This window comes from Vreelandella lionensis, from assembly GCF_002087295.1.
Taxonomy (GTDB): Bacteria; Pseudomonadota; Gammaproteobacteria; order Pseudomonadales; family Halomonadaceae; genus Vreelandella; species Vreelandella lionensis.
Window position 1 is genome coordinate 216,859 of the sequence record NZ_MWVI01000050.1, and the last position, 23,627, is coordinate 240,485.

Annotated in this window: 10 protein-coding genes, 1 tRNA gene and 8 pseudogenes; 5 read left to right on the forward strand and 14 right to left on the reverse strand. The window is 59.2% G+C overall.

The window, feature by feature from the left end; genetic code table 11:
* Positions 1-28: 28 nt before the first annotated feature.
* Positions 29-1,008: pseudogene (locus B4967_RS06685) on the reverse strand (lipoprotein, NlpB).
* 81 nt (positions 1,009-1,089) lie between these two features.
* Positions 1,090-1,974, reverse strand: a complete 885-nt coding sequence (gene dapA, locus B4967_RS06690) for a 4-hydroxy-tetrahydrodipicolinate synthase (protein ID WP_044628736.1) — start codon at positions 1,972-1,974, stop codon at positions 1,090-1,092.
* Positions 1,975-2,222: 248 nt separating this feature from the next.
* Between dapA and B4967_RS06695 the strand changes: the two genes are divergently transcribed.
* On the forward strand, positions 2,223-2,696 hold the full coding sequence (locus tag B4967_RS06695; RefSeq protein ID WP_083024306.1) for a peroxiredoxin: 474 nt from the start codon (positions 2,223-2,225) through the stop codon (positions 2,694-2,696).
* Positions 2,697-2,744: 48 nt separating this feature from the next.
* On the opposite strand, the pseudogene B4967_RS06700 reads toward B4967_RS06695, so the two are convergent.
* Both B4967_RS06700 and B4967_RS06705 read right to left on the reverse strand, forming a co-directional pair.
* Positions 2,745-3,839, reverse strand: a pseudogene (locus B4967_RS06700) (AI-2E family transporter).
* Complete coding sequence (locus B4967_RS06705) at positions 3,836-4,114, reverse strand: sulfurtransferase TusA family protein (protein WP_083024308.1); 279 nt, start codon at positions 4,112-4,114, stop codon at positions 3,836-3,838. The pseudogene B4967_RS06700 and the gene B4967_RS06705 overlap by 4 nt, the downstream one beginning before the upstream one ends.
* A 186-nt stretch (positions 4,115-4,300) precedes the next feature.
* Here B4967_RS06705 and B4967_RS06710 point away from each other — a divergent pair.
* A pseudogene (locus tag B4967_RS06710) lies at positions 4,301-5,764 on the forward strand (M48 family metalloprotease).
* A gap of 115 nt (positions 5,765-5,879) precedes the next feature.
* On the opposite strand, the pseudogene nadA reads toward B4967_RS06710, so the two are convergent.
* The 7 genes and pseudogenes from nadA to purL form a co-directional block, all read right to left on the reverse strand.
* Positions 5,880-6,906 (reverse strand): annotated as a pseudogene (gene nadA, locus B4967_RS06715) (quinolinate synthase NadA).
* A gap of 395 nt (positions 6,907-7,301) precedes the next feature.
* Positions 7,302-7,377, reverse strand: a tRNA-Lys gene (locus B4967_RS06725).
* Positions 7,378-7,662: 285 nt separating this feature from the next.
* Positions 7,663-8,538 (reverse strand): 23S rRNA pseudouridine(2605) synthase RluB, encoded by an 876-nt coding sequence (gene rluB / locus B4967_RS06730; protein ID WP_083024312.1) that lies wholly within the window; start codon positions 8,536-8,538, stop codon positions 7,663-7,665.
* A complete protein-coding gene (gene scpB / locus B4967_RS06735; RefSeq protein ID WP_422821845.1) occupies positions 8,531-9,259 on the reverse strand; it encodes an SMC-Scp complex subunit ScpB in 729 nt (242 codons plus the stop codon). The genes rluB and scpB overlap by 8 nt, the downstream gene beginning before the upstream one ends.
* A gap of 63 nt (positions 9,260-9,322) precedes the next feature.
* Positions 9,323-10,288 (reverse strand): segregation and condensation protein A, encoded by a 966-nt coding sequence (locus tag B4967_RS06740; RefSeq protein WP_083024313.1) that lies wholly within the window; start codon positions 10,286-10,288, stop codon positions 9,323-9,325.
* 66 nt (positions 10,289-10,354) lie between these two features.
* Positions 10,355-12,163, reverse strand: coding sequence for a DNA repair helicase RadD (radD, locus tag B4967_RS06745; protein ID WP_083024315.1), 1,809 nt, complete (start codon positions 12,161-12,163; stop codon positions 10,355-10,357).
* 29 nt (positions 12,164-12,192) lie between these two features.
* Positions 12,193-16,120 (reverse strand): annotated as a pseudogene (gene purL, locus B4967_RS06750) (phosphoribosylformylglycinamidine synthase).
* Positions 16,121-16,285: 165 nt separating this feature from the next.
* Here purL and mltF point away from each other — a divergent pair.
* Positions 16,286-17,753 (forward strand): annotated as a pseudogene (gene mltF / locus B4967_RS06755) (membrane-bound lytic murein transglycosylase MltF).
* 7 nt (positions 17,754-17,760) lie between these two features.
* Here the strand turns inward: mltF and tadA are convergent.
* Positions 17,761-18,213 carry a tRNA adenosine(34) deaminase TadA gene (gene tadA, locus B4967_RS06760; RefSeq protein ID WP_207953594.1) on the reverse strand — a complete coding sequence of 151 codons (453 nt, stop codon included), beginning with the start codon at positions 18,211-18,213 and terminating at the stop codon, positions 17,761-17,763.
* A 111-nt stretch (positions 18,214-18,324) separates the two neighbouring features.
* Between tadA and B4967_RS06765 the strand changes: the two are divergent.
* Positions 18,325-19,146 (forward strand): annotated as a pseudogene (locus tag B4967_RS06765) (acyl-CoA thioesterase).
* A gap of 80 nt (positions 19,147-19,226) precedes the next feature.
* Here the strand turns inward: B4967_RS06765 and B4967_RS06770 are convergent.
* Positions 19,227-20,498, reverse strand: a complete 1,272-nt coding sequence (locus B4967_RS06770; RefSeq protein ID WP_083024318.1) for a malic enzyme-like NAD(P)-binding protein — start codon at positions 20,496-20,498, stop codon at positions 19,227-19,229.
* Positions 20,499-20,989: 491 nt separating this feature from the next.
* Positions 20,990-21,205: a 50S ribosomal protein L31 gene (rpmE, locus tag B4967_RS06775; RefSeq protein WP_044630499.1), complete on the reverse strand. Its 216-nt coding sequence runs from the start codon at positions 21,203-21,205 to the stop codon at positions 20,990-20,992.
* A 146-nt stretch (positions 21,206-21,351) separates the two neighbouring features.
* Between rpmE and B4967_RS06780 the strand changes: the two are divergent.
* Positions 21,352-23,606 (forward strand): annotated as a pseudogene (locus B4967_RS06780) (primosomal protein N').
* The last annotated feature ends 21 nt before the right edge of the window (positions 23,607-23,627 follow it).

Below are 23,627 nucleotides of genomic sequence, written 5' to 3' on the forward strand. Positions count from 1 at the left end.
GCTCCGTGAGAAAGTGAGAGTCAAAGGGTTAACGTAAGTAGCCGGAGACGCGCTCAAGCAACTCGCGCTGATCATCAGCGATAAAACTACGCTCGCTGGCGTTGATGGCACGCAGCACGGTTTGATCACCGTTGGGCTCAAGCGCTAGGCGAATCTGCTGTGACATACGGCGGACATCGGGACTGCACACAATTTGCAACGGGTTACGCCCACGCTCTGTTTCCGTCATGTACTCCACCAAAAACTCATAGTCATCGGCGGAGGTCGCGAGCAGATTACGCTGCCCCTCTTGGGTGAAATCAAGAGAGAGGTAGTGGTTCAGCTCCGCCCAAACGCGGTCGATGGGTTGCGGAATCAGCACTTCCCACTCATCGCCCTGTTGACGCAGTTGCAGCGTTTGCTCGCTAGCCAAGCGCTGAGCGGTCCAGGAAGAGGAGCTAGCCGTTGCGCTACGCGCGCCCAGGTACTGCTCTAGTGCCGTTAAGCAGCTCTCAGCACTTTGCCCACTCTGGTCACAGCGCACTTCGCTGCTACCGGCGCGCAGGGCACTCTGCAGGCGCAACGTCGCTTGCGGGGTCACGATCACGCCTTGGGTGGCGCTGCTCTCTTGAACAGGAAGCTGGCGGCTGCGTACAAACGCTTCCAGTTGTGGCCAAACGGTACCGGGATCGGCGGCAACTACTAACCAACTTTGATCGCCCACCTGACGGCGCTCAACGTACTCAGGCTCTAATCCACCACCAATGGCCAACGACTGCGGCGGTTCAATCTCCTCCGGTTCGTCAAGCTGTGAGGCCTGCAACGCCACCTGGGGAACGGGCATGGCATCTTGTAACGCTGCGTATTACGGGTTTCAGGCAGCACGAGGGGCGGCGCAGGAGCCGCTTCGGTGTAGTCCAAGTTGCGGTCGTGGTAATAACCATCGCGCGCGCAACCTGCCAGTGTGACAGCAGCTGCGAGTGCCAGCGGTATCCATTTAAGCGCACGTTGTTCAAGCACAGAGCTCATCAAGCCACCTTAACAGTCAACAGGTCAGTTACCCGGAAGGCCATGCCATCACCGGGTAGCAAAAGGGTTTCGAGCGCCGGGTTACTCCTCTACGACGCCCGCCAGCTGCAGTGCTTCGCTTACCGTGCCGTGGTACTTCTCCGACAGCCACGTCAGCGGCAGACGAATACCTGCTTCCATGTAACCCATGCGGTGCAGCGCCCACTTTACGGGAATGGGATTAGATTCAATGCCTAGGTTAGTGTGCAGCGGCATCAAGCGCGTATTAATTTGGTGAGCCTTGTCGGCATCGCCAGCCACAGCAGCCGCGCACAAGTCATGCATGGCTTTGGGGGCAACGTTCGCGGTCACGGAGATATCGCCATGCCCACCCATTAGCATGAAATCGCAGGCCGTTGCGTCATCACCCGAGTAGAGCATGAAATCGCTGCCTTTCAGGCGTGAGATTAGATCCTCAGCGCGCTCAAGGTTCCCGGTGGCATCTTTCAGGCCGATAATGTTGTTCACTTCCGCTAAGCGCACCACCGTCTCGTTGTAGAGATCGGAGCAAGTGCGGCCAGGAACGTTGTACATAATGACCGGAAGTTTGCTGCCTTCAGCGACCGCTTTAAAGTGCTGGTACAGGCCTTCCTGGGTAGGCTTATTGTAGTAGGGGCAGACGGATAGGCAGTAGTCCGCGCCCACTTCACTGGCGTAGCGCGCCAGCTCAACGGCTTCCGAGGTAGCGTTCGCCCCGGTACCGGCAATGACAGGAATGCGACCATTGACTTCTTCAACCACGCTGCGGATCACATCAAAGTGCTCAGCAAAGGACATGGTCGTGGGTTCACCCGTGGTGCCCGCAGCGACGATGGCATCAGTGCCATTATCGAGGTGGAAGTTCACCAGACGACGAAGCGCCTCCCAGTCGATGTCGCCATTGACTTTCATCGGCGTCGCCAGGGCGACAATGCTGCCTGTGATCATCCGTATTTTCCTCACCTGCAAAAAGTTGAAATCAAGCTGCCACGTAGGGTGCAATGACGTACATTGGGTTAAGACGCGGCGTTGATACTTTGAAGGAGCGCGATCACCCCTGCCCACAAACAGCAAATGGTACTCAGGCGATTCGAGCCTGTACAGCGTAAAGCGCTGCGAGTTTACTTAACGCTTTGACAGCAGCGCAGCGCTTGCGTGTAATTTTCTATGAAAGTCACCCCCCATAAGGAGCCTTTATGGCGATTGAACTCGGCCAGCCCGTCCCTGATTTTTCCGCCCCAGCCACCGGCGACACCACCATCACGCTGTCGGAACTGCGTGGCAAGCAGGTAGTCATCTACTTCTATCCGAAAGCCAGCACGCCAGGCTGCACCACCGAGGGCGGCGACTTCCGTGATCGCAAAACTGCCTTCGATGCCGCCAACACCGTGGTCATCGGTGTCTCCCGGGACGGTCTGCGCGCCCAGGAAAACTTCAAAGCCAAGCAGGATTTCAATTTTGAACTGATTTCCGACAAAGACGAAACCGTTTGTCAGCTGTTTGATGTGATCAAACTCAAGAAAATGTACGGCAAAGAGCACCTGGGCATCGAGCGTAGCACCTTCTTGATCGACCAGGATGGCAAGCTTGCCCAAGAGTGGCGCGGCGTTAAAGTTCCTGGCCACGTAGATGAGGTACTAAGCGCGGCGCAGGCACTTAATAGCCAGTAATAATGCACCGCTGGCTGTGCCCATATCGGGGCACAGCCATGCTCACGGCTAATCCTGCTTCAGCGGTGGCACCTGCGATGTTTGTCGGCCTTCAAGCCCTCTTGGCCATGCATACACCAGCGCTTTCAGCAGCGTGGCAAGCGGGATGGCAAAAACACCCCCCAGAATCCCCAAATACCGCCAAAGAACAGCACCGCAACGATAATCGAGACCGGGTGGATATTGTTGGTTTCTGAGAACAGCACAGGGGCAAGTACGTTGCCATCCAGTGCCTGCAGCACGCCGTAGGCCACTAAAACGTAGACAAACTGCTCGCTAATACCGAAATGGAAGCCCGCTACCGCCGCCACGGGGATGGTTGCCACCGCCGCGCCAATGTAGGGCACCAATACGGAAAAACCGACCAGCACGGCCAGTAGCGCCGTATAGGGCAAGCCAAAAAAGGCAAAGGTGATATACGCCACCGTGCCGGATGACGATCTCAATGGACTTACCGCGGATATAGTTGGCGATTTGGCGATCCATTTCATGCCAGATGCGCGTCAGCAGCGTACGCTTCTGCGGCAGCAGCGAGAGCGTAAAGCCCACCAGCGCCTCACGATCTTTCAGCATAAAAAAGACCAAAATCGGCACTAACACCAAATAGATGATCAACGACATGACATTGCCAAGCGAGGTCAACGAGAGCGTCAAGGCGCGCTGACCTAGCTGGCTAATTTCCCGCCCGGCGACGCCAATCCAGCTCTGCATCTGATCAGGCGTCACGATATTAGGGAAGCGCTCCTGCAACTGATCTAGCCACCCCTGGCCGCTGGCAAACATGCGCGGCGTCTCTTGAACGAGCCCGACCAGCTGATTCCAGATCAGCCGCATCAAGATAAACGCTAGCGTGAGCAGCACGCTGACAAATGCCAAAAACACCATAATGACAGCCAGCAAATGCGGCACTCGACGTCGCGTGAGCGCGCTAACCACGCCTTGCAGTAAAAACGCCAGCACCAACGCGGTAAAGAACGGTGCCAACATGCGGCCAAACCAAATAATGGCGGCAAACCCTGCCACCAGCACCACCAGAAGAATTAACGCCTCTTCGTCTGAAAAGTAGCGCTCTACCCAACTTTTCAGAATACTGCGCATGGTCATGAGTGGGTGTTCCCTGCTTTACGTATCCAAAAAAAATACACGTCGCCGCGCTGTACCCGCGCCTCCATCACGTGGTCGCTTAGTTCGGTAAATGCCGCCATATCCCGCCAAGAGCCCGCATCGGTCGCACTTACTTCCAGCAGTTGGCCTGGCGCAAGGCCTGCCAGTGCCTGCTTCGCCTTTAGCAGCGGTAGCGGGCAGTGCAATCCGGTGGCGTCCAATACCCTATCGGGCTGAACCCCTTCGGCTAACCCAGACGCTGTTTGCTCAGACATACCCTCTCCCTCAAAATGCTGCTTCATATGTTGCTAAATCGTTCAATGACTACATAACAGCAGCATTGTTGCATAAACTGTTTTTTCGCGATGCCCGCCGTGAAATTGATTTAACGGCACTTCCCTGCCTGAATCAATGTCACACCGTTGTTAGCCGCGCCTATTATTCGAACGAATGGGGATGTCATGCTGCATTTTAGACCCGCCTACTCTCGCTGGGCCTGCACGCTCGCGCTCTCGCTCAGCGCTTTGTGCGTTAGCTTGCCCAGCCACAGCTATGACGACTATCAACTGCCCAGTCTAGGGGGCGCATCGGCATCGGTAAGCAATGAGGAGTTTCGTCTTGGCCGCGCATGGCTGCGCCAGTTCCGCGCTCAGGCCCCCCAGTGGCAGGACCCCATAGTCAGCGATTATTTAGAGAGTTTAGTGGCACGTTTGGCACCCTACAGCCAGCTCGGCAGCCTGCAAACCACCACGGTGATGGTGGATAACCGTTCGCTCAATGCGTTTGCGGTGCCCGGCGGCGTGGTGGGCATTAATTCAGGGCTGTTTGCCTTTGCCGAAGATGAAGGCGCTTTTGTATCAGTGATTGCCCACGAGCTTGGGCACCTTTCCCAGCGACATTACGCCCGAGGCAGCGCCCGCGCCGAACAGACCCAGCTGCCCGCCATGGCGGCCATGCTGGCCGGTATGCTGATTGCTGCCAGCGGCGGTGGCGATGCGGGCATTGCCACCGCCATGGGCTCTCAGGCAGCGCTTATTCAGGACCAGCTCGCCTACTCCAGACGTTTTGAGCAAGAGGCCGACCGTATTGGCCTACAGGCCATGGCAGAAGCAGGCTACGACCCAGAAGCCATGGTGCGCATGTTCGATACCATGCAGCGCCTGTCGCGGCTTCAAGGTGGCACGCCGCCTGAATTTCTATTGACCCACCCTGTGTCAGATAGCCGCCTGAGCGACGCCCAAGCGCGGGTTTCTCAGCTTAGCGTGGCCAGCCGCTACACCAGCGATACGCTCTACGACATGATGCGCGCTCGCGCCCTGCTGAGCATTTACCGCAACACGCCCCAACAAGCGGCTTCGCGGCTGGCGCAGGAAGATGCCGAGGAGCCTGCGCTGCGTTATATCAATGCACTCATTGATGCGCACAATGGCCAAACCGACCGCGCACTGCAAACACTCTCGACCAGCTTGCCAACGAGCTTCCTGATTACGGCATGCTGCCCGCCTCCGCGGCGAACGTAGCCCTGGAAGCCCAACGCTATGATGAGGCTATTGCCCGCAGCCAGCGTTTACTGCGGCTGATGCCTAACTATCTGCCGGCTCAGCTGACCCTGGCGGAGGCGCAGCTACAGCGCGATCCAGCAGCGGCTTACGACCTGCTTCGTGATATCACCACGCAGCACCCGGAAAGCCCACAGGGCTTCAACCTGCTGGCAGAGGCCGCCGGGCGCAGCGGGTTTAACGGCTGGGGTCACCTGGCCCGCGCCGAGCACCTGCAGCTCACCGGCCGAGTGGACCGCGGCATTCGACAGTTTGGGTATTGCCAAAGACGCCGCCCAGCAGGAAAACGACACTCAGGCGCTAGCGCGCATTGAACAGCGCAGAGAAGCGTTTCTTGAGTACCGAGAGGCGCTAGAGAAGTTTTAGCGCCCTGAAGCACATACAAAACATACAAAAAAGCCCGACGCATCGCGTTCGGGCTTTTGGCTTACGGCAGAAACGTTGTACTGATGTTAAACCGCTGATATTTAAGTACTGATGTTTAAGCGTTAAAGTTCAGCATACGCTCCAGGGGCTTTAACGCCTGCTGACGCAAGGCATCATTAAAAAAGACCTCGCCGCTGCCTTCACGCAGCGCGCCAGCCAGATTATCCAGCGCGTTCATCGCCATCCAGGGGCAGTGAGCACAGCTGCGGCACGTCGCACCGTTGCCTGCCGTGGGCGCTTCAAAGAGCGTTTTCTCAGGCACCGCCTGCTGCATCTTGAAGAAAATGCCCCGGTCAGTGGCCAAATCAGCTTTTCATTGGGCAGCGTTTGGGCTGCTTTGATGAGCTGGGAGGTAGAGCCAGCCACATCGGCCAGTTGCACAACAGCCTCCGGCGACTCCGGGTGGACAAGCACGGCGGCATCCGGATACAGACGCTTCAAGTCTTGAATGCCTTTCGCCTTGAACTCCTCGTGCACGATGCAGGCACCGTCCCACATCAGCATGTCGGCACCGGTTTTTTTCTGAATATAGCCACCCAGATGCTTATCCGGTGCCCACAAAATCTTTTCACCCTTCGCCTGCAGATGCTCAATGACCTCAACGGCAATCGAAGAGGTCACGACCCAATCGGCACGCGCCTTCACCGCCGCCGAGGTGTTTGCATACACCACCACGGTACGATCCGGGTGGGCGTCGCAGAACGCGCTGAACTCATCGATAGGGCAACCGATATCCAAGGAGCAGGTCGCTTCGAGCGTTGGCATCAACACGCGCTTTTCGGGGGAGAGGATCTTGGCCGTTTCGCCCATGAAACGCCGCCAGCAACCACCAGCGTTGTGGCATCGTGACGGGCACCGAAGCGGGCCATTTCCAGGGAGTCAGCCACACAGCCGCCAGTCTCTTCAGCAAGCTGCTGAATGGCATCGTCGGTGTAGTAATGCGCTACCAAAACGGCGTTATTCGCCTTGAGCAACTGCTTGATTTCAGCCACTCGCGCTTCGTCTTCCGCAGGGATACGGGTAGGGCAGTACGGGCTTGGTAGCGGAGCGTCTAGCTCAGCTTGAGAGGTCATAATAGTCATCGTGTTTACCACTGTGACGAACAGGGAATCCCCCTGTTAAACACCAGTCACGGCGTATGCGCTCCGCATGCGCCGCACTCGGGGGCAACGGCCGCTGCGTCTCTCGCGGTGGCACGTCACCAACCTGGCCCCTGTGGAGCCAGGGCTGCCGTGACATCTTCGGCAGCCAAACGATCTATCGATTTATGCGTTAACCAATACGTTTTTCACTATGCTTCTAACTATCTATGCTTCTCAACACGCTTCTCACCACTGCACCACCGTGGCAATCACGTTATTGTCATCATATTGTGGTGGACAATCGTTGCCCGCTGCAAGCAGAAAGTCACGTTGCAGCGCGGCAAAACGTGCATAGCAAAACGCCCCTGGCAGCAAGCTGCCAAGGGCGTTAAATTTGGTGGGTCGTGTAGGATTCGAGCCTACGACCAATTGATTAAAAGTCAACTGCTCTACCAACTGAGCTAACGACCCAAATTTTGCTGCGCTAATCAAAAACGACTAGCAAATACTACACTAACTCACATCAAAACACATATTGAAAACAAAGCATTGGTGGGACTACTACCTGATGCGTTTGCTTATTTCGGATGGTGGGTCGTGTAGGATTCGAACCTACGAGTCCGAACGGATGCATATAGTACGGATACGGCTTGTGAATAACAAGCCCTTTTTTATCTTTCGTCTACATCTACTGCTCTGCACGGTGCCAAAAAAGCCTTACCCCGTGCAGAGCGCACTGCTTGAACCGCGCCTAGCTTAACCGCGCTTGGGTTTCGGCTTGCGCATCGCCTGCACCGGCCGACGCTTATGCTTGTCGCGGCTCCAGCGATTCTTCTCGTCTGGCGTCAGCTCAGGCACTTTGCGGGTTTCCAGGTTGGCCAGCGTCGCTAAGTCATCCACCTCATCCGGAGAGAGTTCGACCCACTCACCGGCTTTCGCCCGCTTGTCGAGGAAGATATTGCCATAGCGCACACGCTTCAGGCGGCTAGCGGTAAGCCCCTGGGACTCCCACAGGCGGCGCACTTCACGGTTGCGGCCCTCCAGAATCACCACGTGGAACCAAGTGTTGATGCCTACGCCACCAAACTCCTGCACGTCGGTAAAGCGCGCCGGGCCATCTTCCAGCATCACACCGTCGACCATAGCGACGATATGCTCACGCTTGACGTCGCCCATGACCCGCACCGCGTACTCACGCTCTACTTGGGTAGAGGGGTGCATCAAGCGGTTGGCAAGTTCACCGTCGGTGGTCAACAGCAGCAAACCGCTGGTGTTGATGTCCAAACGGCCAATGGCAATCCAGCGCTCGCCTTTCAAGCGCGGCAGCCGCTCAAAGACCGTGCGACGGCCTTCCGGGTCTTTACGGGTGCACAGCTCGCTTTCCGGCTTGTTGTACATAATGACCCGGCGCGGCACTTCCTCTTCCGGACGCAGCGTCACCGGGCGGTCATCAAAGCTGACCTTATCCCGCGCTTCCACTCGGTCGCCCAGTTTGGCCACTTGGCTATTCACCTTCACCCGTCCATCGGAAATGGCGGTTTCCATTTCACGGCGGGAGGCAAGGCCCGCGCGGGCCAGCACTTTTTGCAGTTTTTCGCTGGTAGGCGGCGTGGTGTTGTTACTTTCACTCATGGTCGTCTGACCTCACATCGTTGGTCTGCGTGTCAGCGTCCTCATGTTGACGCTGCGCACGTGCCGCCAGCCGTGCCTCTAAATCGGCAAAGCTGAGCGGCTGGGTTAACGCCGTCTCGGCGTGGTGGTCGGCACTCTCTGCCGACGTATTCTCATCTTTCTGGGGTGGCGCATTCTGCACGCTTTCCGGCGTTTCGTCCAGTGCTGGCGGCGGGTTTTGTTCGGATGATGCCTCCTCCAGAGAAAACGCTTCGGGGTCGTCGCCGTTGACCAGGGTATGCATAGGCGGCAGCGCATCCAGGGTTTTCAGCCCGAAGTCATCCAAAAAGCTGCGCGTGGTGGCATACACCGCCGGGCGACCCGGCACGTCCCGGTGACCCACCACGCGTATCCAGCCGCGCTCCATAAGCGTGCGAATGATCGAACTGCTGCCGCTCACACCGCGCACATCTTCGATATCACCCCGAGTCACCGGTTGACGGTAGGCAATTAGCGCCAGCGTTTCCAAGAGTGCTCGAGAGTAGCGCTGGGGGCGCTCGTGCCACAGCCGCGAGACCCAGTGGGCCAAGCGTGGGCGAATGCGTAGCTGAAAGCCAGAGGCGGTCTCGACCAGCTCGAGCGGGCCATGTTCGTGGCGCAGCGCCAGCCGTGACAGCGCCTCCCTCAACGCTTTGCGGGAAGGGCACTCATCGGCCCAAAAATAGCGTTTCCAGGCGCTCAACCGGCAACGGTTCACCCGCTGCTAGCAGCGCCGCTTCAATAATGTCGTCTAACGTGGTGTCTTTCACCGCGACTCCTCGTCAGGTTCAAACGCGGACTCTTCGAATGCCGAGGCGGCATCGCCTTGTTTCTCTTCCAAACGCTCGAATGCGTCCTCTTCCCCATCGGCCAGCGCCGCTTGGCGGGCACGCACATGAATGGGCGACAGCGGTGCATTTTGGACAATCTCAATCATGGCTTCTTTGGCCAGCTCTAAAATAGCCATAAAGGTCACGACTACACCGGCCTTACCCTCTTCCAGGGTAAACAGCGCTTCAAACGGCGTATAACGGCCGCCCTCGCCATCCTGACTGAGCTTCTCCATGATTTTCAGCATCCGCTCGCGGGTGGAGAGCACTTCACGGCTGATCTGGTGGGCCTGGGCCAGCTCAGCGCGCTTGAGAATATCGGACAGCGCTCCCAGCAGCTCATCAAGCTCCACATCGGGATGGATCACCCGCGTTTCCAACGGCGGCAAGCCCGCCTGTACGCTGAACCAGTCCCGGCCTACGCGGGGCAGCGTATCCAGCGCCTCGGCGGCCTCTTTCAGGCGCTCGTACTCCTGTAAGCGACGAATCAGCTCGGCGCGGGGGTCCTCCTCCTCCTCGCCCTCCGCTTTCGGCGGGCGCGGCAGCAGCGTCCGGGATTTAATCTCCGCCAGCATGGCAGCCATTAGCAGGGACTCACCCGCCAGCTCGATCTCCATGGCTTTCATCAGCTCCACGTACTCAATGTACTGGTGGGTGATGGTGGCCACGTTGATGGTCAGAATATCCAGGTTCTGCCGCCGAATTAAATACAGCAGCAGATCCAGCGGCCCTTCGAAGGCTTCCAGAAAGACCCGCAGTGCCTCGGGGGGAATATAGAGGTCTTCCGGCAGTTGCATGATGGGCTCATCAAACAGACGCCCAAGCGCCTCCACCACCGGCTCGGCAGTAGACTCCGCCACGTCTTGGTCCTGGTCTGGCGCTGCGCTTGGCGTCTCGCTCACGCGGGTCGAATCCTTCGTTGATGAGTGGGAAAACAGCAGTGTAACAGCGCGCTTTCAGCGCGGCATCTAGCCAGCATCGGCGGCTTTACGATAGCGCCCTTGATAATCAAACAGCTTATCGCGGATTTGAAAGTGTCGGCCTACCTTTCGCCCCACCACAAAATCCGGGTGGCGCAATCGGCGCTGCTCGTTGACGACCTCATCAGGCGTCGTCGGTTGCCATTGACCGCCTGGCGCGCGTAGGTGGGCACGCAAAAATACGGCATAAAACGCGCGGCGCTGGGCCGGGGTTTCTAAGGCAAACCATTCGCTCAGGCTTTCGCCATCTTCATCGTGGTAGGTGGCTTTTAGGCGCGGCAGCCCACGACCATTGGTGGTCGCCTCTAACTGCATGCCGCTGACGCGCAGCACCTTGGCATCTTTTAGCTTCAGCGCATCCTTGAGCTTGTCGTCAGCGTCCACGAGCAGCTTCTCGCAGCCATGACAGCGACGGGCGGCAATATCGTTCTCAGCGCCGCACTCGTCGCATACTTTGAAGCGAAAGCGAAACTCGCACTGGCGGCGGCGCCCTGCGTCATCCTCAATCAGCCCCTGGCAGCGGCGGCCGAAGTGTTCGATCACCAGCTCGCCGTCGCGCTTGCCCCAAAACAGGTTCGCGTGACCGCAGTCCGGGCAGGGCACCTGCACCGGTTCGCTATCGCTATCCGGCTTGGGTTCGCCTACTTCCGGGGCGTAGAGATCCCACGGGTTGCCCGCATAGTCGAGAATCAAGCACTCCTCTTTGCCCGGCGAGAGGCGCAGCCCGCGACCCACAATCTGCTGATACAGGCTAACCGACTCGGTGGGCCGCAGAATCGCGATCAGATCGACGTGGGGGGCATCGAAGCCGGTGGTCAGCACCGCCACGTTGACCAAATACTTCAGTTGGCGCGCTTTAAACGCATCGATCAGCGCGGTGCGCTCGGCCGAGGCGGTCGCACCGGTAATCAGCGCGGCCTGCTCGGCGGGCAGATAGCCCATGATCTCTTCGGCGTGGGCCACCGTCGCGGCGAAAATCATCACCCCCTGGCGGTCGGCAGCGTACTCCACCACTTGGGCAATGATGCCCGGTGTCGCCCGGTTACCCGCCACCACCCGGTTGAGCTCCTCCTCCCGAAAAAGCCCGCTGGACGAGGGCGCCAGCGCCGAGAAGTCGTACCCTTCAATGGCCATAACCAGCCGCTTGGGCGCGGCCAAAAAGCCCTGTTTGACCATCAGGCGCAGCGGCTGCTCGAACACGCAGTCGGCAAAAAAGCTCTCTTCTGAACCGCGCACCATACCGTGGTGGTGGCGATGGTAGATAAAGCCCTGCCCCAAACGAAACGGTGTGGCGGTTAGGCCGAGGATTTTTAGCTGCGGGTTCTGGCTCCGCAGGTGCTCGATCACCTGCCGATAGCTGGAGTCCTCCTCCAGCGATACCCGATGGCACTCGTCGATCACTAGCAGAGTAAAGCTGGCGTCGTTGAACTGCTCCAGGTTGCGCACCACCGACTGCACCGAGCCAAACACCACTTGGCGGCTAGCCTCTTTGCGCTTTAACCCGGCGCTAAAGATATCCGCCTCTAAGCCGTACGCTTGGTACTTGGCGTGGTTCTGCTCCACCAGCTCGCGCACGTGGGCCAGCACCAGCACCCGCCCACGGGCTAGCCTCGCCAGTTCAGCGATCACCAGCGACTTGCCGCTGCCCGTCGGCAGCACCACCACGGCGGGGGCGCTGGTGGCGCGAAAGTGGCTGACTACCCGCTTTACCGCCTCGGTTTGGTAGGGGCGCAGCGAAGGCGCTGCCGTGTTAGCCAAGAAAGGCGGCCCGGAGGCCGCCTTTTCAGGATGTGTCATCCATCACCTTTCGGGTTGGTCACATGATGTTAGCCCAGCCAGACCCGCGCATTGCGGAACAGGCGCAGCCACGCACCATCTTCGGTCCACTCCGCCGGACGCCAGGAGTTGGTGACCGCACGGGTCACCCGCTCGGGGTGTGGCATCATGATCGTCACGCGGCCATCCGGCGTAGTCAGGCCGGTAATGCCCGACGGCGAGCCATTGGGGTTGGCCGGGTAGCGCGTAGTGACCTGACCGTAGTTGTCGATGTAGCGCAGGGCAATTTGGCTACTCGACTGCATGCTACGCAGGTGCGCCGTGTCGCGGAACTCGGCGCGGCCCTCCCCGTGAGCAACGGCGATAGGCAGCTTGGAGCCTTCCATGCCCGCCAGTAGAATAGAGGGGCTCTTCTCTACCCGTGCCATCGCAACGCGGGCCTCAAACTGCTCGGACTCGTTGCGCACAAAGGCAGGCCAATTTTCCGCACCGGGGATCAGCGTTTTGAGCTGCGAGAGCATCTGGCAGCCGTTACACACGCCCAGCGAGAAGCTGTCGTCGCGGTTGAAGAAGGCTTCAAACTGCTCGCGGGCGCGCTCATTGAATAGCACTGACTTGGCCCAGCCGCCGCCTGCACCCAGCACGTCGCCATAGGAGAAGCCGCCACAGGCCACTAAGCCTTTGAACTCCTCCAGGGAGACACGGCCTTCGAGGATGTCGCTCATATGCACATCCACCGCGTCGAAGCCTGCTTTGTGGAAGGCCCAGGCCATCTCTACCTGACCGTTAACACCCTGTTCACGCAGCACGGCCACCGCTGGCTTGGTGGTGTTGATAAAGGGCGCGCTGATATCGTCGTTGATATCGAAAGTCGGTGCGGCGCTAAGGCCCGGATCGCGAACGTCGAGCAAGTTGTCGAACTCGTTCTTCGCGCATTCCGGGTTATCCCGTAGCGCCTGCATGCGGTAGCTGGTCTCGGACCAGGTACGCTGGGTTAGCTGACGGGTGGTTTCCAGCAGCGGCTCTTCAAACAGCGTTACACGCACTTGGTCGTCGTAACGCGGGCGAGCAATCACGCCGCAGGTTTCGATACCCGCCATGGCGAACTGCGTCAGCACCTCTTCAGTGTGCTCACGGCTTACCTGGATCACCGCGCCCAGCTCTTCGGAGAAGAGCGCATTAAAAGCTTCCACCGGCTCATCAATCAGCCAGTCGAGCTTGATTTCGAGACCGGCGTGCGCGGCAAAAGCCATCTCCAGCAGCGTCACCAACAGGCCACCGTCGCTGCGGTCGTGATAAGCCAGCAGCTTACCGTCGCGGTTCAGACCTTGGATCACTTCGAAAAACGCTTTCAGATCTTCCGGGTCGTCCACATCGGGGCACTCATCGCCCACTTGGCCATAGACCTGCGCCAGCGCCGAGCCGCCAAGACGGTTCTGGCCGTTCCCCAGGTCGATCAAGATCAGATCAGACTCATCCTGTTCCAGGTTGATCTGCGGCGTCAGCGTCGCCAGCGCGTCGGTCACCGGTGCAAAGCCGGTCACCACCAGCGACAGCGGCGAGGTAATGCTCTTCTCTTCGGCGTCATCGCCCTCTTGCCACGCAGTGCGCATGGACATGGAGTCCTTGCCCACCGGCACGGCGATACCGAGCGCCGGGCACAGCTCCATGCCCACGGCATGAACGGCGTCGTACAGCGCCTGGTTTTCACCGGGGTGATCAGCAGCGCTCATCCAGTTGGCGGAGAGTTTGATATCCGACAGCTTGGCAATCGGCGCAGCCGCGAGGTTGGTAATGGCTTCTGCCACCGCCAAGCGCGCGCTGGCCGCAGGGTTGATCAGCGCCACCGGCGGGCGCTCACCCATGGCCATGGCTTCACCGGCGTGGGTGTCGAAGCTCGCAGTGGTCACCGCGACGTCGGCTACCGGCACCTGCCAGGGGCCTACCATCTGATCACGGGCAACTTGGCCAGTGATGGAACGGTCGCCGATAGTGATCAGGAAGCTTTTCGAGGCCACCGTGGGCAGGCGCAGCACCCGGTCCATCGCTTCGCGCAGGTCCAGGTTATCCAGCATGACGCCAGAGAGTTCGGGCGTTTGACGCTCAAACGAACGGGTCATCTTCGGCGGCTTGCCAAACAGCACGCTCATGGGCAGATCGACCGGTTTGGTTTCGAAATGGCCGTCGCGCACTTCCAGGTGGTGCTCCGCCTGGGCTTCGCCCACTACCGCGTAGGGGCAGCGCTCGCGCTTACACAGCGCGTCGAAGGTATCCAAGTCTTCAGGGGCTACTGCCAGTACGTAGCGCTCCTGGGCTTCGTTACACCAGATTTCCAGCGGGCTCATGCCCGGCTCGGCGTTGGGCACCGCGCGCAGGTCAAACAGACCGCCACGGTTGCCGTCTTTAACCAGCTCCGGCAAGGCGTTAGACAGCCCGCCCGCACCGACATCGTGGATAAAGCGAATCGGGTTGTTGTCGCCCAACGCCCAGCAGCGGTCGATGACTTCTTGGGCACGACGCTCGATTTCCGGGTTTTCCCGCTGAACGGAGGCGAAATCCAAATCCTCACTGGACTCACCGCACGCCATGCTGGACGCAGCACCGCCGCCCAGGCCGATCAGCATCGCCGGGCCGCCCATGACCGATCAGCTTACCGCCAACCGGGATCTCGCCTTTTTGCACGTGCTGAGCGCGAATGTTGCCGTAACCGCCGGCAATCATGATCGGCTTGTGGTAGCCGCGACGCTCGATGCCGCCTTCGCTGAGCGCATCCTGCTCGTAGGTGCGGAAGTAGCCGGTCAGGTTGGGGCGGCCAAACTCGTTGTTGAACGCGGCACCGCCAATCGGGCCATCCAGCATGATATTGAGCGCGGACTGCATGCGCTCGGGCTTGCCGTAGTCGAAGGCTTCCCAGGGCTGAACAAATTCAGGAATGCGCAGGTTAGAGACGGTAAAGCCGGACAAACCTGCTTTCGGCTTGCCGCCGATGCCGGTCGCGCCTTCATCCCGAATCTCACCGCCAGAGCCGGTGGCCGCACCGGGGAACGGTGCAATCGCCGTGGGGTGGTTGTGGGTCTCCACCTTCATCAGAATGTGGATCGGCTCTTGGTGGGCATCGTAGCTGGCGCGCTCGCCTTCGGCACCGGTGAGCGGCGTGGGGAAGAAGCGTCCGCCGTGGCTGCCTTTGATCACCGCCGCGTTATCGCTGTACGCAGAGAGCACGTTATCCGGTGACGTGGCGAAGGTGTTCTTGATCATCTTAAACAGCGAGTGGCTCTGGGCTTCGCCGTCGATGACCCAATCTGCATTGAAGATTTTGTGGCGACAGTGCTCAGAGTTCGCCTGGGCGAACATCATCAGCTCCACATCGCTGGGGTTGCGGCCTAGCTCGATAAAAGCCGCTACCAGGTAGTCGATCTCATCGTCTGCCAGCGCAAGTCCAAGTTCGCGGTTAGCCGTGGCAAGAGCGTCGCGACCGCCTTCTAGAATATCCACGCTGCCAAGGGGAGCAGGCGAGTGGTGGGCGAACAGTTTGCCCGACTCGGCTACGTCGGCCAGTACGTTTTCGGTCATGCGGTCATGCAGCAGCGCGCTAATCGCTTCCAACTGCTCAGTACTGGGTGCGCCGCGCATCTCTACGCGATAATCGATGCCGCGCTCAATGCGGCTGATCTGGCTAAGCCCGCAGTTGTGGGCAATGTCGGTTGCTTTAGAGGACCATGGTGACTGGGTGCCTAAACGCGGGACGACCAAAAAGCGCTGGGCGTTGTCGGGAATCTCTTGGCTGTCTTGGCGGCCGTACTCCAGCAGTTTCGCCAACCGCTCCTGGGCGGCATGATCGAGCTCTTCGTGGTGGTCAATGAAGTGGACGTAATGGGCAGACAGCGCCTCCACCTCCGGAACACGGTCACGCAACACCGTTAACAGCCGTTCATGGCGGAAGGCAGAAAGGGCGGGTGCGCCTCGCAGTTCGAGCATATCTGGGAGCCTCTAAAGCAGGGAGAGTTCGAGCAGGAAATCACCGGGCCGCAAAGCGGCAATCCCGCTATGATACTGGAAAGCGACGGCCACACGAAATCAACAAGGTGACAGCGTTCATCAGGCTGGGTATCGTGGCAGACTGTTCCATGTTGACAAGACATCATGCCGACATTGATTTACCAACATTTTATCGCCTATTACCGGGCTTATTTCGCGATGATCGCGACACTTTTGCTTATTTTGGTGCCGCGCAGCTCGTCGGTACCAAGCGGTGAACATTTAGCGCAAATTAATGCAAAAGAGTTCATCACTATTCACACTCGCAACACACCCACCACCTATTACGAAGGCCGCCAGGGGCCGACTGGCTTTGAGTATGAGTTGATGCACCGCTTTGCGGACTACCTGGGGGTCAGCCTAAACCTCAACGCAAGCCACCACCCGGAGAGCGTGCTACCCGCCGTGCGCGAGCAGGGCGACTTAGGTGCCGCTGCCCTCCCCCTGCTGGCGGATTCACCGGGCATTCACTACACCCGCTCCATCATTCAGATGCAGCCGCTGGTGGTGTATCGCCGCGGGCTCAACGGTATCGATGAACCGGCAGATCTCGTCGACCTGGAACTTGGCACGCTAAGCGAAGCGGGCACCAGCCAAGCGCTGCTCGCTCTACAACGTGACTACCCCAGCCTTACTTGGAAAGAGTCTCACGAGCTTGAAGTGGCCGAACTGCTGGCACGGGTAGAGAGCGGCACCCTGGATGCGGCGATTATTTTTGATCATCAGTTTCGTTTGAACCGGCTGGTTTTGCCTAACGTCGAGCGCGGTTTCTTTTTAGGCGAGCCGCTCTCTCTGGCCTGGGCGGTGCCCAGCGGCCGCGGACTTGGATTCTTAGAAGCCGCCAATCAATTTCTTCAAGAGCTGCAAGAGAACGGCACTCTGGAGCAGTTGGTAAGCCGCTACTTTGGCCACGATGACTATCTTGAGTACGTGGGCACTCGAACGTTTCTCGCCCACCTTGACGAACGTCTGCCCAACTACACTGAGCTATTTAAGCAGGCCGCTCGCGACACCAGTTTTGACTGGAAGCTGCTGGCCGCCGTTGGGTACCAGGAGTCGAACTGGGACCCCCACCGCTGTATCCCCCACAGGGGTTCGCGGCTTAATGATGCTGACCAACCCCACGGCCAGCGAAATGGGCGTAGCCGACCGCACCGATGCTGCACAGAGTATTGATGGCGGCGCGCGCTACCTGCGCAGTATTAAAGACCGACTTCCAGACAGCATTACCGGGGATGACCGGCTCTACATGGCCATGGCAGCCTACAACGTAGGCCTTGGCCACCTTTACGATGCGCGTAAGATTGCCGAGCTGCGCGGCGGCGATCCGGATCGCTGGCAGGACGTTCGTGCAGCGCTCCCGCTCTTACAGGAGCGTGGGTGGCATAGCCAAACCCGCCATGGCTATGCCCGTGGCGGCGAGCCGGTCATCTACGTGCGCAACATCCGGCGCTACTACGAGATGATCGAGTACGTGGAGCGCAGCCGACAACAGTTTTTCCAGCTAGAGCAAACGCCAGCCAGTGAAGAACCATTATTGCTGTTCGATATTATTCCGCCGGTTGAGCAGTAATCGCGCGCTAACGTTTTTCAGCGAAAAACTGCTTGAGCAGCCTTTTGGCCGGTACTGCTAGCACGCCGCCCGTAATCTCTATCTGATGTTTAAACCAGGGCTGGGCAAGCAGGTTGGCCTTTGACTCCACCATGCCCGTGCGTGGTTCGGGCGCGCCGTATACCAAACGGGCAATGCGCGCATGCACCATGGCGCCTGCGCACATCATGCAGGGCTCTAGCGTAACGAACAGCGTACAGCCCTCTAAACGGTAGTTGCCCAGCCGCTGCCTCGCCTCGCGCAAGGCGCGCACTTCGGCGTGGCCGCTGGGGTCGCAGCTTGCCAGCGGTGCATTGTGGCCAGCACCAACAATCTCCCCCTGGGCATCCACCACCACCGCGCCCACCGGCACTTCCCCGGCGGCAAACGCCAGGTGCGCTTGGTCCATGGCGCGGTGCATGTAAACTTCATCGCTGCGTATCAAGGCAAACTCCGCTAAGGTAGCAAAACGATCGTTTTAATCGCGTGATGGCCGCACTGGGTATACTTGCAATCATCGGCGGGAAAACAGACAGCACCAAGGATACAGAGAATGAACGATGCGCTGAAGTCACTGGGTAGCTTGTTAGAGCTTGAAACCCTTGAAGAGACGCTATTTCGCGGCCAGAGCCAAGATTTGGGCTTTCCCCAACTGTATGGCGGCCAAGTGTTGGGCCAGGCACTGGCCGCAGCGGCGCGCACGGTGCCGGATGAGCGCCGCCCGCACTCCCAGCACGGCTATTTTTTGCGCCCAGGCGACCCGCACCGCCCGGTGGTGTATCAGGTCGATACCATCCGCGATGGCGGCAGCTTTACCACCCGGCGGGTGACGGCTATTCAGAAAGGGCGACCGATTTTCTTCTGCAGCGCCTCATTCCAGAGCGCTGAAGAGAGCATCAATCATCAGCGAGCCATGCCACAAGTGCCCACGCCAGAAGCACTCATCGAGAGCGGCGATGCCAAGCACGCGCGCTTCCCTGGCCACCCTATCGAGTTTTTGCACTTGAAGGGACAACCCCGATAGCGCTTCACCCGCAGGCCAGTGCCTGTGGTTTCGCTTTGCCGGTGGGCAGCTACCGGATGACCCGGCGCTGCATCGCCACCTGCTCTCTTATGCGTCAGATTTCAATCTGCTGACCACCGGCCTGATTCCCCACGGCATTAAGTACACCGACCGAAACTGCGCATCGCCAGTCTCGACCATGCGATTTGGTTGCACGAAGATACGCGGCTAGATGAGTGGCTGCTCTACGCCATCGACTCCCCCTGGAGTGGTGGCGCACGGGGCTTGGCGAGGGGCCATATTTATCGCCGCGATGGACGTTTAGTGGCCTCGACGGCGCAGGAGGGATTGGTGCGCTATCCGCAGTCTTGAACCTCTGCTCTAAACACCTCTAAAAACAGCAACGCCCGCAGTGTGCGGGCGTTGTAAACAAGCGATACAGCGGTCAGAACTTACCCACCATACACATCATTAATAGTTTTCAGCGGGTAGTGAGCCGGGTACGGCTTGCGGGCCACGCCAGAGTCGACCGCCGCCTGGGCCACTGCTGAGGAGACGCGTTCCAGCAGGCGGATATCCACCGGCGTGGGGATGATGTAATCACGCCCGAAGCTCATCTCGGTACGCTCGTAGGCGTTCAGCACTTCCTGCGGCACCGGCTCGCGGGCCAGATCTTTCAGTGCATGCACCGCCGCCAGCTTCATGGCTTCGTTAATGCGCGTTGCGCGCACATCCAACGCACCGCGGAAGATGAACGGGAAGCCCAGCACGTTGTTCACCTGGTTCGGGAAGTCCGAACGGCCGGTGGCCATGATCACATCCGGGCGCGCTTCGCGGGCTACGTCCGGGTGAATTTCCGGGTCGGGGTTGGTGCAGGCGAAAATCACCGGGTCAGCGGCCATTTTCTTCACCTGATCCGCAGAGAGCAGGCCCGGGCCAGAAAGGCCGATAAACACATCCGCGCCGTCGATGGCATCGTCCAGCGTGCGCATGTCGGTATCACGTGCGAACTCCGCTTTGTACTCGTTGATGCCGTCACGGTCAGTGTGAATGACGCCACGACGATCCAGCATCACCAAGTTCTCTTTCTTGGCACCGCATGAGATCAGCAGGCGCATACAAGCAATAGCAGCCGCCCCTGCGCCCATGCAGACGATTTTCACGTCTTCAATCCGCTTGCCCGCGATATCCAGCGCGTTGAGCATGCCCGCAGCGGTCACAATTGCTGTGCCGTGCTGGTCATCGTGGAATACTGGGATGTTGCAGCGTTCAACTAACGCCTTTTCGATCTCAAAGCACTCAGGCGCTTTGATATCTTCCAGGTTAATACCACCCCAGGTGTCGGCAATGCGGGCAACGGTGTCGATAAACGCTTGCGGGCTTTCGGCGTCTACTTCGATATCAACGGAGTTAATGCCCGCAAAGCACTTGAACAGCACACCTTTACCTTCCATCACCGGCTTACTAGCCAGCGGGCCAAGGTTGCCTAGGCCAAGAATCGCACTGCCGTCCGAAATAACCGCGACCAGATTACCTTTGCCGGTATAACGGTACGCATTTTCCGCTTCGCGAGCGATTTCGCGAACCGGCTCAGCAACGCCTGGGCTATACGCTAGCGCCAAATCCCGAGCTGTCGCGGTGGGCTTGGTCAACTCCACGGAAAGCTTACCGGGGATCGGCTTAGCGTGATAATCCAAAGCTGCCTGCTTATTTGCATCCGTCATAGTGAAGGTCTCATCAGCCTAAAGTAGAAAAGTTGTATCAGAATATAGAAAAAACCTAGGCGTCTCAAGCACGTAGTAAACTTACCTACGAAACGACCGTTTTAGCCACATTCCCTTCCATTTCGGAACTTTTCCACGTTATTTGCTGCAACTTATACTTCACGCCATCAGCTATAAAGGTTTCCTTATTGATGCAGCGCAGTATTTTTGGAAATAAATTCCAACAAAAATAACAGACAGTTATCCACACCCATCTGGCACAAACGCCCTGTGGAAAAGATAATAAGAGGAGAAGAGAAGGGACCGCATTCGGAGGGCAACACGTCAATCAACGTGCCGTAAAGCAAGTGGCAACACATTCAGGCAGCAGGAACGCTAATAAAAGAGCGCTAATAAAAAGGGTAGCCCCTTAGGGACAAAAAGCCCACGCCGTGGCGTGGGCTTTTGCACAGAGCACAATGCGTGCCTGCGATAGGCTTAATCCGTTAGGATTAGCCGCGCTTGATAGCAGCGCCGAAACGCTTGTTGAAGCGCTCTACGCGGCCACCAGTGGTCGCTTGCTTCTGCTTACCGGTGTAGAACGGGTGGCAGTTGGAGCATACGTCCAGAGAGAAGTCCTGACCAGAGGTAGAACCGACCTGGAAGCTTGCACCGCAAGAACAGTTGGCGGTGACCGTGTTGTAATTCGGGTGGATACCTTGTTTCATCTTGAGCCTCATAAGCTATATGCCGCCACCTGATCCGTTGCCAGGCACCGCATACGGGTTTGAAAAAACTGCTAACCGGTTAACCGCTCCATCCCGATAGATTCAGAGCGGCCGCGCATTCTAGCAAACTAATCGCCGGAGGCCAATTGTCCGATTCTGTTTCTGCCCAGCCATCGTCACCTGGGCTGCCTAAGGGCGCTTTTCAGGTGCTCAAGGTCGCGTTACCGTCGCCGCTAAGACGCCTGTTTGACTACTTACCCGCACCGAGGGCTCCCGCCTGTGGCTGGCAGCCTGGGCTGCGGGTAAGGGTACCCGTTTGGCCGCCGCGATGTCGTCGGAGTGGTGGTGTCTTTGGCTTCCGGCAGCGAATTACCGCGCTCGCAGCTGCGGGCCATCGGTGAAGCGCTGGATGAGGCCCCATTACCCAGCGACTGGCAGTGGCTGTGCCAGTTTGCAGCGCGTTACTACCAGCACAGCCTGGGCGATACCATGCAGCACGCTATGCCCGCCAGGCTACGCCAGGGCCACCCTATGGCAGGGCGCACCCAAACCCTGTGGCTTCCGCTACCCAACGATGAAACAGCGCTGGCACGCGCGCCTAAACAGGCGGAGCTTTACGCTCTGCTGCGCCAGCACCCCCATGGGCTGCCGGGCCGCGCCGTTAGCGCCCACGGCTTCACCCGGGAGCAGCTATTAGGCTGCAAAAGAAGGGCTTTATACAGCCCCAAGAGATCACTCTCACCGCCGCTCAACCCACCGGCGGAAGCTTACTCGCCTCCCCGTCGCTGCCGCTCAACCGTGAACAGGCCACTGCGCTATCCGTGCTGCATGAAAAACTCGACGGCTACCACCCCTGTTTATTGGAAGGCGTGACCGGTAGCGGCAAAACCGAGATTTACCTACAGCTCATCGAAGCGCTCGCTGCCAAAGGAAAGCAGTCCCTAGTGCTCGTGCCCGAAATTGGCCTTACACCGCAAACGCTCGCGCGGTTCAAAAGCCGTTTTCGCGTGCCGGTGGTGGCCCTGCACTCCGGGCTTACCGACCCAGAGCGCTTGGATGTATGGGAAGCCGCCGCCAACGGCCGTGCGCTGGTGATCATCGGCACCCGCTCGGCCATTTTTACCCCGCTGGCGAACCCCGGCGCAATCATCGTCGACGAGGAGCACGACGGCTCGTACAAACAGCACGACGGGCTGCGCTACCACGCACGGGACCTTGCTGTTGCCAGGGCGCACTATCACGGCATTCCCCTATTACTGGGCAGCGCGACGCCCTCGTTTGAAAGCCTGCAGCAGGCGCTTACGGGCGCTTATCGTCACCTACGGCTAACTCAGCGGCCCAGCCGTCACCCGCCCGCTAAGTTAGAGCTAATCGACCTGCGTCATCAGCGCCGCCAAGGGGGGCTGCTGCCCAACGCGATCAAAGCGATTAAGAGCACGCTCGCGGCGGGCAAGCAGGCGCTCATTTTTATCAACCGGCGTGGCTTTGCGCCGAGCCTAGCCTGCCACAGCTGCGGTTGGATGGCTGAATGCGGCCAGTGCGATGCGCGCATGACGTTACACCGCCAGCCGCCGCTGCTGGCCGCCACCACTGCGACAGCCGCCGCGCCCTGCCGGATGCCTGCCCAGAGTGCGGCAGCGGCGACTTGCGTGCGCTGGGTAGCGGCACGGAGCGCACCGAGGAGACGCTACAAGGGCTGTTTCCTGAGACCACCGTTCACCGCATTGACCGCGACAGCACGCGCAAAAAAGAGAGCTTCGAGCAGGTGCTCAAAGAGATTCAGCGTGGCGAGCCCTGCCTGCTGGTGGGCACTCAAATGCTCGCCAAGGGCCACCATTTACCGCATGTCACCTTGGTGGTGGTGGTCAACGCCGATGGCGGCCTCTACGCGGCGGATTTTCGCGCCCTAGAGCACAGCGCACAGCTATTGGAGCAAGTAGCGGGGCGCGCAGGCCGCGCCGCTCACCCTGGCCGCGTGCTGGTGCAAACCCTCCATCCGGATGACCCACACCTAGGCCAGCTGGCCGAACATGGCTACGGCGCACTGGCCCGCAACCTGCTGGAAGAGCGCCGCATCGCCAAGCTGCCGCCGTTTTGCTTTATGGCGCTGCTACGCGTAGAAAGCCCACAGGAGCAGGAGGCGCTTGCGCTGGCTCAGCAAGCCGCTCAGGCGCTGCGCCAGTGGCTGAAGGACGCCCAGCTGCCCGTGCGCTGTATGGGGCCTGTACCCGCCCCCATGGAGCGCCGCCAAAACCGCTACCACATCCACGTCATGATCACCGCTGACAAACGTAGCCACCGCCACGCCGCCGCTAACTGGCTGGTGCAGTGGTTAGAAGCCAACCGAGAGGCGCGCAAAGTGCGCTGGTCGATTGATATCGACCCGCAAACCCTGGCCTAGCCGTAAGGGCTTGTATCCAAC

Coding starts and splice junctions, on each gene's coding strand:
- rpmE (WP_044630499.1), bottom strand. CDS start 21,205: ATGAAACAAGGTATCCACCCGAATTACAACACGGTCACCGCCAACTGT.
- B4967_RS06705 (WP_083024308.1), bottom strand. CDS start 4,114: ATGTCTGAGCAAACAGCGTCTGGGTTAGCCGAAGGGGTTCAGCCCGAT.
- radD (WP_083024315.1), bottom strand. CDS start 12,163: ATGACACATCCTGAAAAGGCGGCCTCCGGGCCGCCTTTCTTGGCTAAC.
- B4967_RS06695 (WP_083024306.1), top strand. CDS start 2,223: ATGGCGATTGAACTCGGCCAGCCCGTCCCTGATTTTTCCGCCCCAGCC.
- B4967_RS06770 (WP_083024318.1), bottom strand. CDS start 20,498: ATGACGGATGCAAATAAGCAGGCAGCTTTGGATTATCACGCTAAGCCG.
- dapA (WP_044628736.1), bottom strand. CDS start 1,974: ATGATCACAGGCAGCATTGTCGCCCTGGCGACGCCGATGAAAGTCAAT.
- rluB (WP_083024312.1), bottom strand. CDS start 8,538: ATGAGTGAAAGTAACAACACCACGCCGCCTACCAGCGAAAAACTGCAA.